Below are 14,473 nucleotides of genomic sequence, written 5' to 3' on the forward strand. Positions count from 1 at the left end.
CGGTGGCCGGGCCGGTATGGACACCGTGCCCCTCCGTAACGCACGACGGCCCGCGGTTGTGCCCGCTCCGAGCGGGAGATTCTGCCTGATGCGGTACCCCGTTGGCACGGCACCCCATGCTGTGGGAGTTCGTGTCGTCCTCTGGACCGACCGATCACACCGTTCTCCGGGACGAGGGATGTCACCATTCCAGGCGAGAAGCTGTCAACGGATCGTCCCGCACCGAGAGGAAGCCCATGCTCGAGCTCGACCGGCTGTCCCGCCGCTACGGCGAGGTCGTGGCTCTCGACGACCTCTCGTTCACGGTCCGACCTGGGCAGATGTACGGTTTCGTCGGCACCAACGGTGCTGGCAAGACCACCGCCATGCGCATCGTGCTGGGCGTCCTCGAACCCGACAGCGGCCAGGTCCGGTGGAACGGCACCCCCCTCGACCAGGACATCAGGCGTGAGTTCGGTTACATGCCCGAAGAGCGCGGACTGTACCCCAAGATGCAGGTCCACGAGCATCTCGTGTACCTCGCGCGGCTGCACGGTGTGGCAGGCATCACAGCCGACAAGGCCGCATCCGACCTGCTCGAGGCGCTCGCTCTGAGCGAACGTGCGTCAGATCGCGTCGAATCGCTCTCACTCGGCAACCAGCAGCGGGTCCAGCTGGCCGCCGCGCTGGTGCACGATCCCGCCGTCATGGTCCTCGACGAGCCGTTCAGCGGCCTCGACCCGATGGGCGTCGACTCGATGGCCGCGGTGCTGCGCGCCCGCGTCGACGCCGGCGCCGCCGTGGTGTTCTCCAGCCACCAGCTCGAGCTGGTCGAGCGGCTGTGCGACGCCGTCGGCATCATCCGGGCCGGCCGCCTGGTCGCCGACGGCACCGTCGACGACCTGCGTGGCACGGCCGCGAACCGGTTCCGGCTGTCCGTCGGCGCCGCGCCCGGCTGGGTGGCCGCGCTGGCCGCCGCGGTGCCCGGGCTGAGCGTCGTCGAGGACGGCGAGCGGACCGCGGTCGTCGAGCTGCCGCCGTCGGGCGACGACCAGCGCCTGCTCGACGCCGCCCGCGCCCTCGGCCCGGTCCATCAGTTCACGCCGGTCCGGCCCACCCTGGCCGACCTGTTTCGCACCGTCGTCGCCGAGCCGGCCCAGTCGCCGTCCGGTCCCGAGAAGGTCGAGGCCGCCTGATGTCGCGCCCCCTGTCGTTCCGCGAGGCCGCCACGCTCGTCGCCCGCCGCGAGTTCGGGCAGCGCATCCGGGAGCGTTCGTTCTTCATCTCGCTGCTCATCACGCTCGGCATCCTCGCGGTGGTCGTGCTGCTCCCCCGGTTCACCGACTTCGGCTCCGGCAGCTTCGACGTCGCGCTGGTCGGCGAGCCGTCCGGTCTGCAGGAGGCGGTGTCGCACCAGGCCTCCGTCGCGGACGTCGAGGTGAGCTTCCAGTCGGTGGCCGACGCCGCCGAGGCCGAGCAGGCCGTCCGCGACGGCGACCTCGACGCCTACGTCGACGGCGACTCCATCGTCGTCGACCAGTCCCTCGACGACACGCTGCGCGCCGTCCTCCAGAACGCGTACAGCCAGGTCGAGGGCGCGCGGGCGCTGGAATCGGCCGGCATCGACCCCGCCGACGTGTCCGCCGCGCTCACGTCGGCCACCCTGCAGACCGTCACCCTCGACCCCGACGCCGACGAGCGCGAGACCCGCGGCGGCATCGCGTTCTTCGGCACCATCGTGCTGTTCGGCCAGCTCATCACCTACTCCATGTGGGTCGCCATGGGCGTCGTCGAAGAGAAGTCCAGCCGGGTCGTCGAGGTCATCCTCGCCACCATCCCGGCGCGGGCGCTGCTGGCCGGCAAGATCGTCGGCATCGGGCTGCTCGGGCTCGTCCAGCTGGCGCTGATCGGCGGGCTGGGGCTCGTCCTGGCGTCGGCGCTGGGGGCGATCGAGCTGAGCGGGCCGATGATCACGCCCGTCCTGACCGCCCTCGGCTGGTTCGTCCTCGGCTTCGCCGCCTACGCCTCGCTGTCGGCGGCGGCCGCGGCCCGCATCTCGCGGCAGGAGGACCTGCAGAACGTCACCACACCGGTGAACACGCTGATGATGGTGTCCTACTTCGGCGCGTTCTACGTGTTCCTCAACCAGGACGCCGCCGCCGCGGGGGTGCTGAGCGTGGTGCCGCCGTTCAGCGCGCTGATCATGCCGCTGCGCATGGCCCGGGGCGACGCCGCCGGCTGGGAGGTCGGGCTGGCGCTGGGGCTCATGCTCGCGCTGATCGCGGTGCTGGTCGTGCTGGCGGCGCGCATCTACGAGGGTGCCGTGCTGCGGATGGGCGCCAAGGTGTCGCTGAAGGACGCCTGGGCCGCCCGCCGCAAGGCGACGTCGTAGCGACCGCGCCCCACGCCGTCAGTCGTGGTCGGCGCCGAGCCGCTCGAGCAGCGCCGTCAGCTCGGCCGCCACGCCGGGCGTCGCGGCCAGGGCGAGGTCGTTGCCGGCCTCGGCGCCGCGCAGGCCGCTGACCACCGCGCCGGCCTCGGCGGCGATCAGCCCGCCCGCCGCGAGGTCCCACGGGTTCAGGCCGCGCTCGTAGTAGCCGTCCAGCCGGCCGGTCGCCACGGCGCACAGGTCCAGCGCGGCGGCGCCGGCCCGGCGGATGTCGCGGACGGCCGGCACGACCTCCAGCAGCACCGCCGCCTGCCGCGCCCGCCGCACCGCGTCGTAACCGAAACCGGTCCCGACCAGCGCCAACGACAGCGACGAGCAGGACGACACGCGCACCGGGCCGCCGTCGAGGAAGGCGCCGCCGCCGGACACCGCCGTCCACGTCTCGCCGCTGGCGGGGTTGTGGACGACGCCGGCGCGGACCACGCCGTCGATGCGGGCGGCGATGGAGACCGCGTACTGCGGAAGGCCGTAGAGGTAGTTGACGGTGCCGTCGATCGGGTCGACCACCCACTCGACGCCGGTGGAGCCCGCGACCGAACCGTCCTCCTCGCCGAGGAAGCCGTCGTCGGGGCGGGCGGCGAAGAGGCGCGAGCGGATCAGCGCCTCGGCGGCGGTGTCGGACTCCGTGACGACGTCGGTGGGCGTCGACTTGGTGCCGGCGACGGCCATGCGCTCGACCGCCTCGCGCTTGTCGCGGACGAGGTCACCGGCCTCACGGGCGGTCTTCTCGGCCAGGACGAGCAGGTCGGCGGGGTCGGCCGTCACGGGGAGTCCTCCACAGGGGTCACGGGTACGGGGGCGAGTCGGCGCCGCAGAGGGCGGGCAGGTCCTCGCGCAGGTTGGGGCAGCAGCCGGCCGGAGCGACGTCGGCCGCCGGCCCGGGCGCGCCGATGCTGGCCCGGACGACGGACTCGCCGCGCTCGACGGCGGCGCGCTCGAGCAGGAGGTCGATGACGGTGTCGACGAAGTCGGGGTGGGTGCCGGCGGTGGCCGCTCGCGCCGCGGCGATGCCCAGCTCCTTCGCCGTCGCCAGCGCCTCGGTGTCGAGGTCGTAGGCGACCTCCATGTGATCGGACAGGAACCCGATGGGCGCCAGCACGACCGCCTCGACGCCGTCGGACGCCAGTGCGGCCAGGTGGTCGTTGACGTCCGGCTCGAGCCACGGCATCGACGGCGGGCCGCTGCGCGAGCAGTAGACGAGATCGTGCGGGCGCTCGACGCCCGTGCGGGCCTGCACCTGCGCGCTGACGGCGGACGCGACGGCCAGGTGCTGCGCGACGTACGCGCCGCCGGTCGGCCCGGACGTCTCGGCCATGGCGTCGGGGATGGAGTGCGTGACGTAGACGATGCGGGCCCGGTCGGCGACGTCGCGCGGCAGGTCGCCGAGCGCGCCCACGACGCCGTCGGCGTTGGCCGTCACGAAGCCGGGGTGGTCGAACGAGTGCCGCAGCCGGTCGATGCGCGGCGCCCCCGGCCCGACCTTCCGCACCGCGCGCCACAGGTCCTCGCGGTACTGCCGGCAGCCGGAGTAGGAGTCGTACGCGCTGGTCACGAACGCCGCGACCCGCTCGACGCCGTCGTCGCGCATGCGGGCGAGCTCGTCGGCGAGGTAGGGGTCCCAGTTGCGGTTGCCCCAGTAGACCGGCAGCGAGATCTTCCGCTCGGCCAGTTCGTGCTCGAGGTTGGCGATGAGCGCGCGGTTCTGGTCGTTGATCGGGCTGCGCCCGCCGAACAGCCGGTAGTGCTCGCCGACCTCTTCCAGCCGCTCCCGCGGGATGTTCTTGCCGCGGGTGACGTTCTCGAGGAACGGGATGACGTCGTCCTGCCCCTCCGGACCGCCGAAGGAGACGACCAGGAGAGCGTCGTACGGATCGGTGATGCTCACCATGAGAGCCTATCCCGCATGGTCTGGCAGAACTGGGCGCGTACCGTCCAGGCGCGCCCGGTCCGCGTCGAGCGGCCCACGAGCGCCGACGAGGCGGCCGCTGTGCTCACCGCCGCCGCGCGCGACGGGCTGCGGGTCAAGCCGGTCGGCGCGGGGCACAGCTTCACCCCCGTCGCGGCGACGGACGGCGTCCAGGTGCGGCTGGACGCGCTGACCGGCCTGTTCGCGCTCGACACCACCGCGCACACCGCCACCGTCGGCGCCGGCACCCGGTTGCACGAGCTCAACGCGCTGCTCACCGAGCGCGGCTACGGCCTGACGAACATGGGCGACATCGCCGTCCAGACGGTGTCCGGGGCCATCGCGACCGGCACCCACGGCAGCGGCCGGGCCAGCGCGTCGCTGTCCGAGCAGGTGGTGGCGCTGGAGATCGCGCTGCCCGACGGCGCGGTGCGGCGGGTGTCGGCGGCCGACGACGGCGACCTGTTCCAGGCCGCGCGGCTCGGCCTCGGCGCGCTGGGCATCGTGACCAGTGTCACGTTCCGGGTCGAACCGGCGTTCACGCTCCGGTCCACGGTGGAGCGGACGACGCTGGACGCCGTCGTCGAGCGGTTCGCCGAACTGGAGGCGGCCGACCACTGCGACCTCTACTGGCTGCCGTTCACCGACGCCGTCCAGCTCACCGTGAACCGCCGCACCGGCGAGCCGGCCGCGCCGCCGCACTCCTTCGCCGCCTGGTGGTCCGGCGACGTCGTCGAGAACGCCGGGCTGGCGCTGGTCCAGCGGGTGACCAGGGCCGCGCCCAAGACCACCCCCGCCGTCAACGCCGTCGCCGCCCGGCTGATCGGCGGCCGCAGCTTCGTCGACGCCGCGCCGAAGGTGTTCACCAGCACCCGGCGGGTCCGCTTCCACGAGATGGAGTACGCGCTGCCCCGCTCGGCGGCCGCCGGGGCGCTGCGGGCGCTGCGGGACCTGACGGCGCGCGGGCCGTGGCGGGTGGCGTTCCCGGTCGAGGTCCGCCTCGCCCCGGCCGACGACGTGTGGCTCTCCCCCGCCTACGAGCGCGACACCGTCTACGTCGCGACGCACGCCTACCCCCGCACCGACTACACCGGCTGGTTCTCCGCCGTCGAGAAGCTGTGGACGGAGTACGGTGGGCGGCCGCACTGGGGAAAGCTCCATACCCGCGATTCGGGGTATCTTCTCGATCACTACCGGCGAATGGGGACGTTCCGGGCGGTCCGCGACCGGGTCGACCCGGAGCGGATCATGGCCAACGAGTACCTCGACCAGGTGCTGGGCGAGTAGAAAAGTGCTCGTCAGACCGGCCGGTGGCGGCGTGGCGGCTTGGTCGGACCCGGTGCCGCGGGTGACGATGGATGGCAGTCGTGATCGGAGGTGAGGAGATGCGTGAGCTTCGGCTGATCGCGGTCAGTGAGGACGGCGCTCACCTCATCCTCTCCGGCCACGACGGTGAACAGCTGGCGTTGCGGGTGGACGACCGCCTGCTCGCCGCGATCCGAGGCGACCGAGCGAGGTTGGGACAGTTGGATATCCGGCTCGAAAGCCAGCTACGTCCACGCGACATCCAGGCACGCATCCGGGCGGGCGAGTCCGTCGACTCCGTCGCCGCCGTGGCGGGCATGCCACGCGAGAAGGTCGAGCGCTTCGCCGGCCCCGTCCTCGCCGAACGCGAGCACATCGCCGGGCGCGCCCGGCAGGCCACGGTGCGCCGGCTGGGTGGCGACGGCCCGCCGCAGACGCTGGAGGCCGCCGCGGGGGCGACCGCCAAGACGCACGGCGCCGACCCCGACCTCGTCGAGTGGGACGCGTGGCGGCGCGAGGACGGCCGCTGGCTGGTCCGGTTCGCGTGGGCCGGCGAGGAGGAGGACTCCGCCCTCTTCTCGTTCGACCCGTCCGGCCGCACTGTCGTGCCCGAGGACCACAACGCCCGTTCCATCGCCGGCGTGCTGCCGGCCGAGGCGCCCGCGCCCGCCGAGACGGAGGCCCCGGCCGGCCCGGCCCGGCTGTCCGTCGTGGGCGGCTCGTCCGGCGGCCCGTCCGGCGCCGCGGCACAGCAGCCCGACAATGACGACGGCCCTGACCTCCCGGCGTTCCTCAAGCCCGCCGGCGTCGGGCCGGTGCGCGGCCTCGTGCGCGACGCGTCCGGTTCCTCCGGCTCGGCCGGCTCGGACGATGACGACGAGGACGACGAGTTCGAGAACACCACGCCGATCCCGGCCGCGGCCCGCCGCCAGCGGCGCACCACCCGCACCGGCCGCGAACGCCGTCGTCGCGAGCCCGACCTGTTCCACGACCACACGCCGGATCCGGCCGAGCCCGCCGCGCCTGCGGCCTCGACCACCTCGGCTGTCGACGACGACGCCGACGACGCGGCCACCAGCGAGCGGCTGCGGCTCAGCGACATCGCCCAGCACGTCGAAACCGACGACGAGCAAGCCGCCGACCTCGCCCCGACGGCCGACGAGCCGGCGCCGCCGGCCCGCAAGACCAGCTCCTCCCGGTCCCGTCGGCCCAGCGTCCCCAGCTGGGACGAGATCATGTTCGGGCGCCGCAAGAACGACTGACCGCTCGCCCCACCCAGCCCGGCCGGCCTCGCCCGCCGGCCGGGTGGGCAGCGCGCAGGTCGCCGACGAGGCATGTCGGCAGCCGCGGTTCACGCTGGGTTAACGCCGCCCGCCCGTAGGGTGGGAGCCCTCCCGGCCGGGAGGGGACCGGACCCCCGCCTACCGCGACCGCACCGCACCCCGCCTGAGCGCCTGCCCCGCGGCATCCGCACGGTCCACCGAGCCGCACCACGCTGGAGTGCCGGCCACGGGTGACCAACCCCTTGCCGAGCCTCGCGGACAAGCCACGTCGGCCGGCGGCGGTTCACGCCGGGTTAACGCCGCCCGCCCGCAGGGTGGGAGCCCTCCCGGCCGGGAGGGAACCGGACCCCGCCTACCGCGCACCCCACCCGCACCCCGCCGGAGCGCCTGCCCCGCGGCGACCGCACCGTCCACCGAGCCGCACTACGCTGGAGTGCCGGCCACGGGTGACCAACCCCTTGCCGAGCTTCGCGGACAAGCCACGTCGGCAGCCGCGGTTCACGCTGGGTTAACGCCGCCCGCCCGTAGGGTGGGAGCCCTCCCGGCCGGGAGGGAACCGGACCCCCCGCCTGCCGCGCGCCCCACCGCACCCCCTCCACCGCCAACGGCCGACCGCCCACCGCCCACCGCCCGCCGCACCGCGCGCCGGGCGCCGGGCACGTTCGATGATCGTCAACGAGTGGCGACATCATGACGTCGCCAGCGGTCGACGATCATGGGGTCCGGGCCGGGCCGTCACGGCCGAACGCCGCGGCGACAACACCGGCGGCCACTGCGCATCAATCGCTGCCGTGCGACAACCCACGGCCCGTTTCGTCCCCTGACGAGGCGGGCTGTTCCGTGCGCCGCCACCCCGGTTCATCCAGAATTCCATCCGCCGCAAATGGGATGACTAGGACAAGGTGCATCGAACCACTTCAATGGCATTGGCCTATACCTCTATCCAAGGACTCGATGCCAATGTCGAGCACCATCGCACGACGTCGATGGGTGACGTCGTTGTCCACGTTGACGGTGTCCGCCGTCGCGGTCGGCGTGTTCAGCGGCGTGCCCGCGACAGCACAGGACGAGCCGCCGCTGACGGACGACGCGATCGAGCTGGTGGACCGGACCGAGCAGATCGGCCCCGGCATCACGCTGCGCGAGCTGACCTCCGTCACCCCGACCGGCTGGTACGACCAGCACATCCTCACCGCCGACCTCGCCAACCCGGCCGTCACCAGCGACCTGCTGGCCGGCCAGCACGTCACCGACCGCCAGGCGACGAGCGTCATGGTGAACGAGGCCGGGGCGGTCGCCGGCGTCAACGGCGACTTCTTCGACATCAACAACTCCGGCGCGCCGCTGGGCGCGGAGGTCCGCGACGGCGAGCTGCTGAAGTCGTCGGACTACGGGACGTGGTCGCACATCGGCGTCGGCCTGGACGGCATCGGCCGCGCGGTCGACATGACGCTGGACGCGACGGCGACGTTCGGCGGCACGGCGCACCCGGTGACCTCGCTGAACGCGTCGAACACGATGTCCGGCTCCCCCGCGGGCGCCATCGTCGCGTACACACCCGCCTGGGGCACGTACAGCCGCGCCATCGGCGTCAGCGGCGCCACCGACGTCGCATCCGTGCTGGTCCAGGACGAGCGAGTGGTCAGCGTGGACGCCGCCGCCGCGGGTGAGGGCGCCATCCCCGACGGCGCCTTCGTGCTGGTCGGCCGGGAGGCCGGCGCGGCCGCGATCCGCACCCTCCAGCCGGGCGACGGCGTGACGCTCAGCTACGAGCTCAGCGACGAGATCGCCCGGCAGATGCGCTTCGTCATCGGCTCCAACCGCGAGCTGGTCCGCGACGGCGTCGCCCGCCCGGACTCCGAGCTCGACAACGCCGTCCACCCGCGCACCGTCATCGGCTTCAAGGACGACGGCCGCACGATGATCCTCATGACGAACGACGGTCGGCAGTCGCCGGTCAACGGCATGACGATGCGCGAGCTGGCCCGGTTCATGGTGCGCCTCGGCGCGGAGCAGGCCTGGAACCTCGACGGCGGCGGCTCGACGTCGATGGTGGCCGCCCCGCTCGGCGAGGACGCCGCGACCGTCCGCAACAGCCCGTCCGACGGCGCCGAGCGGCCAGATCCCAACGGCGTCGGCCTGTTCGTCGCGCCCGGCAACGGCACGCCCAAGCAGCTGGTCATCACGCCCGGCGAGGACGACGCCCGCGCGTTCCCCGGCCTGCACCGCACGCTCACCGCGAAGGCCGTCGACGACCACCTCACCCCGGTCGCGCTCGACCCCGCGGCGGTCCGCTGGCGCAGCAGCGGCGGCACCGTCGACGCCTCCGTGCTCGAGGTGCCGGCGAACCGGCGCGGGCGGGTCACGGTGCACGCGACCGCCGGCGCGGCCCAGGGCGTCCGCAGCATCGACGTCCTCGGCCCGCTGAACTCGCTGGAGCTGTCGACGAACCGCCTCTCCATCAGCGACGCGGGTCCGCAGCACGCCGTCGAGGTCGCCGTCACCGGCCGCGACGCGCAGGGCTTCGCCGCACCCGTCGAGCTGGTCGACCTCGACCTCAGCTACGACGAGGCCGTCGTCGGCATCACGGCGTCCGGCACCGGCCTGCTGGTCACCCCGCGCGCCGCGGGCGGCACCGTCGTCGAACTGAGCGCCGCCGGCCGGACGGTGCGGCTGCCGGTGACGGTCGGCGTCCAGACCGTCCAGGTCTACGACTTCCAGGACGAGTACGCCGCCACCGGCCGCTGGACCCGCAACGGCACCGCCGGCGTGCGCTTGGACATCCTCGACGACCCGGACGGCATCAGGCTGGAGTTCGGCGCCGCCCGCAACAAGGGCATCACCGCCGCCAGCAGCCCGAGCCGCTGGGTCGAGATCCCGGGCCAGCCGCTGCGGGTCCGGCTCAAGCTCAAGTCGGACGTGTTCGTGCCGAGCGGCCTGACCTACGCCGGCTTCTGGGACGCCGAGGGCACCTCGATCGGCGTCTACGGCACCGGCCTGCAGCCGTCGGACGAGTGGCAGTACGCCACGTTCACCATCCCGTCGACGGCGGTGTTCCCGATCCGGTTCAACTCGTTCCAGGGCATCAACACCGCCGTCGACCAGCAGCTGCCGGGCCGGTTCGTCATCGGCGGGCTGGAGGCGGACGTCCCGTCGCAGATCGACCTGCCCCCGCAGGAGCCGCTGCGCGCCGACCCGCTGGTGTCCGCCGACGGGCAGCCGCAGGCGGGCGCCGACTGGTCCTTCGCCACGCTCTCCGACGTCCAGTTCACCGCCGCGTCGCCTGACCTCACCCAGGTCGCCGTCGCCGCGCTGCAGCGCATCCGCGCGGAGGAACCGGACCTCGTCGTGCTCAACGGCGACATCGTCGACCGCGGGCTGCCCGAGGACGTCGCGCTGGCCCGCCAGACGCTGGAGGAGGGCGGCTGCGACCTCGTCGCCGCCGGCGCCGAGCCGGACGACGACCCCGGCACCGTCCCCTGCTACTACGTGCCGGGCAACCACGAGTCCTACGGCGTGGGCAACACGCAGTCGACGCTGGACGCCTGGGAGGCCGAGTTCGGCCGCCCGTACCGGACCTTCGACCACAAGGGCACCCGGTTCATCCTGCTCAACAGCGCGCTGGGCAGCCTGCGCGGCTCGGACTGGGACCAGCTGCCCATGCTCGAGGAGGCGCTGACGACCGCGGCCGACGACGACGCCGTCAGCAACGTCATGGTCTTCGCCCACCACCCGGTCGACGATCCGGCGGAGACGAAGTCCAGCCAGCTCGGCGACCGCATGGAGGTCCAGCTGGTCCAGCGGCTGCTGGCCGATTTCCGGTCGGCCAGCAACAAGGGCGCCGCGATGGTCGGCTCGCACGCCCAGATCACGAACGTCCAGCGCCAGGAGGGCGTCCAGTACGTCGTGCACCCGTCGTCGGGCAAGGCGCCGTACGGCACCCCGGACCGCGGCGGCTTCACCGGCTGGGTCGAGTGGAACGTCGACCGCGACGGGTCCGGCGCGCAGCAGTGGCTCAGCGCCAACGTCCGCGCGTTCGCCCAGCAGGTCGTCGTCGAGGCCCCCGCGACGGTCGAGGCGGGCCGCGCGGTGACCGTCGGCGGGCACGTCGTCCAGCCGTCCGGCGTGCAGCCGGGCAGCCGGGTCGTGCCGCTGGCCTACCCGATGTCGGTGCGCTGGTCCGGCGACGACGGCCTGGCCGTCGGCTCCGGCGAGCAGGCCGTCCGCCGGGCCCGCAACCAGGGCAAGGTCGCGATCCTGGACCCGGTGACGCGGCAGCTGACCGGCCTGCGCACCGGCGAGGTGACGCTGGAGGTCACCAGCGACTCCATGCGCCCTTACACCGGCCCGGAGTCGCTGGCGCCGGTGACGGGACGAACGACGGTCCGGGTCGTGGCCGCCGCCGGTCCGGGCGCCCGGGTCGACGCGGACGCGCCGGTGTTCACCGCCGTGCCGGCCGACGCCGCGGTGCGCCCGGTGACGCTGACGAACACCGGCGATCGGCCGCTGGTGGTGTCCGGGCTGACGGTGACGGCGGACGCGTTCGCGGTGGCCGACGCGCGGGCGTGCACCGCGGCGCCGGTCGCGCCGGGCGCCTCGTGCGAGGTGGCGGTCCGGTTCACGCCGCCGCCCGCCGGTGGCCGTGCGAGCGCGGACCTCGTCGTCGAGTCCAACGCGCCGGGCGGCGCCGTCGAGGTGCCCCTGACGGGCGCCGAGGCCGAGCCCGAGGCCGGGCCCGGCCAGGACTGACCGCCCCTCGGCGGGGCCGGGCGGCTCGCCCGTCCGGTCCCACCGAGTGCGGCTGACCTGCGGGAACAAAGAAATCTGAGAAATTTCCGCTTCGCACGTATCTGGGCGGCCGGAGCGTGCTCTGTATCTGTGAACGCCGAGCTAGGCCACCAGTCGGCGTTCCACGGACCAGGGACCTCCGGCCGTGTCGTGCACACCTAGGGGAGGCGGCCATGACACCAGCACGACGTCGGGCCGCACCCGACCAGCCCGTGCGCGGCGGCCTCGCTCCCCTGGAACCGTGGCGGGCTCTTTCGAGAAACCGCGTCGTCGAGATCCTCGCAGCCAGGCGACGCAGGCGTCCACGACGTCTGCTCGTACAACGTCTGTGAAGCCGGGGGGCTGCTGCGATGATCGGCACAACGGGGGGTGACGGGTACGTGGGCAGGGCGTGGTTCGCCACGCCCGGGGGCGCGTGCCCGTCACTGACGGCGATCTACCTGCATCTATACTCGGGCCGGTGGCCGAACTGTCCGTCAGTGAGCTGGTCGAGGCGGCGTCCAGGGGCGATCAACGCGCCTGGGACCGCCTGGTCGACGACCACGCGTCGCTGGTGTGGGCGGTCGTCCGCAGCCATCGGCTGCACGGCGGCGACGCCGAGGACGCGTTCCAGAGCACCTGGCTGCGGCTGGTCGAGCACCTCGGCCGGCTGGCCCACCCGGAGCGGCTGGCGGCCTGGCTGGTCACCACCGCGCGCCGCGAGTGCCTGCGGCTGCTGCGCAAGGTCGGCACCGAGCTGCCCGTCCTCGACATGGACGACCACAGCAAGGATGCCGCTACCCCAGATCCCGGCCCGGTCGAGGCGCTGCTCGCCCGCGAGGAGCAGGTCGCGGTGCTGCGCGCGTTCCAGCGGCTGCGGCCCCGCTGCCAGGACCTCCTGCGGCTCACCGCGGCCGCGGCCGACCCGCGCTACGCCGACGTCGCCGCGGAGCTCGACATGCCCGTCGGCAGCGTCGGACCCACGCGGCAGCGCTGCCTCGAACACCTGCGCCGGCTCATCCACGACGGCGACGACACCGGCGGCACCGAGACCGCCCGCGACACGAACGACACCGGCCCGGCCAGCGCCCGCCCGCGCACGGGCCGGCGCTGAAGGGGGCATCCATGGCTGACGACGACCGCCTGGTCGACCAGCTCCGCGAGGTCATCGAGGCCACCGACCCGCCGCCGCGGCGGCTGGTCGACATCGCCAAGGCGAGCCTGGTGTGGCGCACGGCCGACGCCGAGCTGGCCGAACTGGTCGGCGACTCCAGCGCCGAGCCGGCCGCCGCGGTCCGCTCGGGTACCGAGGCGCCGCGGCTGCTGACGTTCACCTCCGGCGACACCGTCGTGGTCCTCGAGGTCACGCGCGAGGCCGGCGCCCACCGCGTCATGGGCCAGATCGTCGCGCCGGCGCCGGCCACGGTCGAGGTGCGCCACGTCGACGGCGTCGTCACCGTCACCACCGACGCCGACGGCCGGTTCCGCGCCGCGCCGGTCGCGCCCGGACCCATCTCGGTCAGCTGCCGCTTCGAGGACGACGCCCGCCCGGCCGTCGTCACCAGCTGGGTCAGCATCTGAATGGACGACGCCGAGCCGGTGACGTCCGGTCTCTCGGGCGCCACCGTCGTCCGCACCGCCGGCACCTACCGCAAGGAGCGGCCACCGACGACCTCGTCGGCGAGGCCGAGCGGCTGCGCTGGCTGCGGGCGCGGGGCATCCCGGCCGCTGACGTGCTGGAGGCCGCGCCGGGCCTGCTGGTGACGGCCGAGGTGCCGGGTGTGGCGGCCGGCGAGGATCTCGTGGTCTGCCACGGCGACCTCACCACGCAGAACGTGCTGATCGACCCCGGGACGCTGACGGTGAGCGGTGTCATCGACGCCGGTCGGCTCGGCGTCGCCGACCGCTGGCTCGACCTCGCCATCGTCACCCGCGAACTGGAGGACGACCTCGGCGGCCCCGACGCCGCCGCCCGCTACCTGCGCGGCTGCGGCGTCCCGCCGGACCCCGCGAAGCAGACGTTCTACCGGCTGCTGGACGAGTTCTTCTGAGGTGGTGGTTGGCAGTTTGGTGGGCCCATAGCGCCAGTGAACTGCCAACCATCGGCGGCGTGACGACTGGAATCGGGCAGCTCAGCCGGTGGCGAAGGGCAGTGGCTCGGCGCCGGCCTCGGCGACCCGGGCGCTGACGGCGGTCATGCGGCGCCGGTGGTGGTGCCGGCACAGCACCTCGTAGCCGACGACGCCCGCGCCGTCGGTGTCGCCGACGACCACCTGCTCGCCCTCGGTGACCATGATGCCGCCGACCGTGCGGGCGTTGTGCGTGGCCCGCCGCCCGCACCAGCACAACGCCTCGACCTGCAGGGTCTCGACGCGGTCGGCGAGCTCGACCAGCCGGGCCGAGCCCGGGAACAGCCGGGTGCGGAAGTCGGTGAGGATGCCGAACGCGTACACCGGGACGTCCAGCTCGTCGGCCATGCGGCCGAGGTCGTCGACCTGCTCGGACGTGTAGAACTGCGCTTCGTCGCCGATGACGTAGTCGATGCGGGCGCCGGCCGTCAGCCGGGCCGCCACCAGTGCCCACAGCTGCGTCGACGGCGTCACCTCGACGGCGTCGGCGGCCAGCCCCAGCCGGCTGGAGACCGTCGCCTCGCCGGCGCGGTCGTGCGAGGTCAGCAGCACCCCGGACAGCCCGCGGCGGCGGTGGTTGTAGTCGGTCTGCAGCGCGAGCGTCGACTTGCCGCAGTCCATGGTGCCGGTGAAGAAGGTCAGCTCCGCCACGCCG

General features: G+C 73.7%; 10 protein-coding genes. 7 read left to right on the forward strand and 3 right to left on the reverse strand.

Annotated features, from left to right (window positions below; genetic code table 11):
• The first annotated feature begins 236 nt into the window (after positions 1-236).
• Both BLV02_RS16835 and BLV02_RS16840 read left to right on the forward strand, forming a co-directional pair.
• The gene (locus tag BLV02_RS16835) at positions 237-1,175 is read left to right on the forward strand and encodes an ABC transporter ATP-binding protein (protein ID WP_069114742.1); all 939 of its coding nucleotides are present in this window, start codon (positions 237-239) and stop codon (positions 1,173-1,175) included.
• Entirely contained in the window at positions 1,175-2,371 is a 1,197-nt protein-coding gene (locus tag BLV02_RS16840; RefSeq protein ID WP_069114743.1) for an ABC transporter permease, read from the forward strand. Before BLV02_RS16835 ends, BLV02_RS16840 begins: the two co-directional genes overlap by 1 nt.
• Positions 2,372-2,389: 18 nt before the next feature.
• Here the strand turns inward: BLV02_RS16840 and BLV02_RS16845 are convergent, their stop codons facing one another.
• A complete protein-coding gene (locus BLV02_RS16845; RefSeq protein ID WP_069114744.1) occupies positions 2,390-3,193 on the reverse strand; it encodes an inositol monophosphatase family protein in 804 nt (267 codons plus the stop codon).
• A 19-nt stretch (positions 3,194-3,212) separates the two neighbouring features.
• On the reverse strand, positions 3,213-4,316 hold the full coding sequence (locus BLV02_RS16850) for a ferrochelatase (RefSeq protein WP_069114745.1): 1,104 nt from the start codon (positions 4,314-4,316) through the stop codon (positions 3,213-3,215).
• Positions 4,317-4,331: 15 nt separating this feature from the next.
• On the opposite strand from BLV02_RS16850, the gene BLV02_RS16855 reads away from it, so the two are divergent.
• The 5 genes from BLV02_RS16855 (at position 4,332) to BLV02_RS16875 (ending at position 13,740) form a co-directional block, all read left to right on the forward strand.
• Positions 4,332-5,621, forward strand: coding sequence for a D-arabinono-1,4-lactone oxidase (locus tag BLV02_RS16855; protein WP_069114746.1), 1,290 nt, complete (start codon positions 4,332-4,334; stop codon positions 5,619-5,621).
• A 98-nt stretch (positions 5,622-5,719) separates the two neighbouring features.
• Complete coding sequence (sepH, locus tag BLV02_RS16860) at positions 5,720-6,901, forward strand: septation protein SepH (RefSeq protein WP_074946485.1); 1,182 nt, start codon at positions 5,720-5,722, stop codon at positions 6,899-6,901.
• Positions 6,902-7,882: 981 nt separating this feature from the next.
• The gene (locus tag BLV02_RS16865) at positions 7,883-11,671 is read left to right on the forward strand and encodes a phosphodiester glycosidase family protein (protein WP_141711858.1); all 3,789 of its coding nucleotides are present in this window, start codon (positions 7,883-7,885) and stop codon (positions 11,669-11,671) included.
• 499 nt (positions 11,672-12,170) lie between these two features.
• Positions 12,171-12,803 (forward strand): RNA polymerase sigma factor, encoded by a 633-nt coding sequence (locus BLV02_RS16870; protein WP_069114749.1) that lies wholly within the window; start codon positions 12,171-12,173, stop codon positions 12,801-12,803.
• Positions 12,804-12,915: 112 nt separating this feature from the next.
• The gene (locus BLV02_RS16875) at positions 12,916-13,740 is read left to right on the forward strand and encodes a phosphotransferase (protein ID WP_083289204.1); all 825 of its coding nucleotides are present in this window, start codon (positions 12,916-12,918) and stop codon (positions 13,738-13,740) included.
• A gap of 81 nt (positions 13,741-13,821) precedes the next feature.
• Here BLV02_RS16875 and BLV02_RS16880 read toward each other — a convergent pair whose 3' ends face one another.
• Positions 13,822-14,469: a thymidine kinase gene (locus tag BLV02_RS16880; protein ID WP_069114752.1), complete on the reverse strand. Its 648-nt coding sequence runs from the start codon at positions 14,467-14,469 to the stop codon at positions 13,822-13,824.
• Positions 14,470-14,473 lie beyond the last annotated feature (4 nt).

This window comes from Jiangella alba (assembly GCF_900106035.1).
Lineage (GTDB): Bacteria > Actinomycetota > Actinomycetes > Jiangellales > Jiangellaceae > Jiangella > Jiangella alba.

Coding starts and splice junctions, on each gene's coding strand:
- BLV02_RS16835 (WP_069114742.1), top strand. CDS start 237: ATGCTCGAGCTCGACCGGCTGTCCCGCCGCTACGGCGAGGTCGTGGCT.
- sepH (WP_074946485.1), top strand. CDS start 5,720: ATGCGTGAGCTTCGGCTGATCGCGGTCAGTGAGGACGGCGCTCACCTC.
- BLV02_RS16850 (WP_069114745.1), bottom strand. CDS start 4,316: ATGGTGAGCATCACCGATCCGTACGACGCTCTCCTGGTCGTCTCCTTC.
- BLV02_RS16855 (WP_069114746.1), top strand. CDS start 4,332: ATGGTCTGGCAGAACTGGGCGCGTACCGTCCAGGCGCGCCCGGTCCGC.
- BLV02_RS16840 (WP_069114743.1), top strand. CDS start 1,175: ATGTCGCGCCCCCTGTCGTTCCGCGAGGCCGCCACGCTCGTCGCCCGC.
- BLV02_RS16865 (WP_141711858.1), top strand. CDS start 7,883: ATGTCGAGCACCATCGCACGACGTCGATGGGTGACGTCGTTGTCCACG.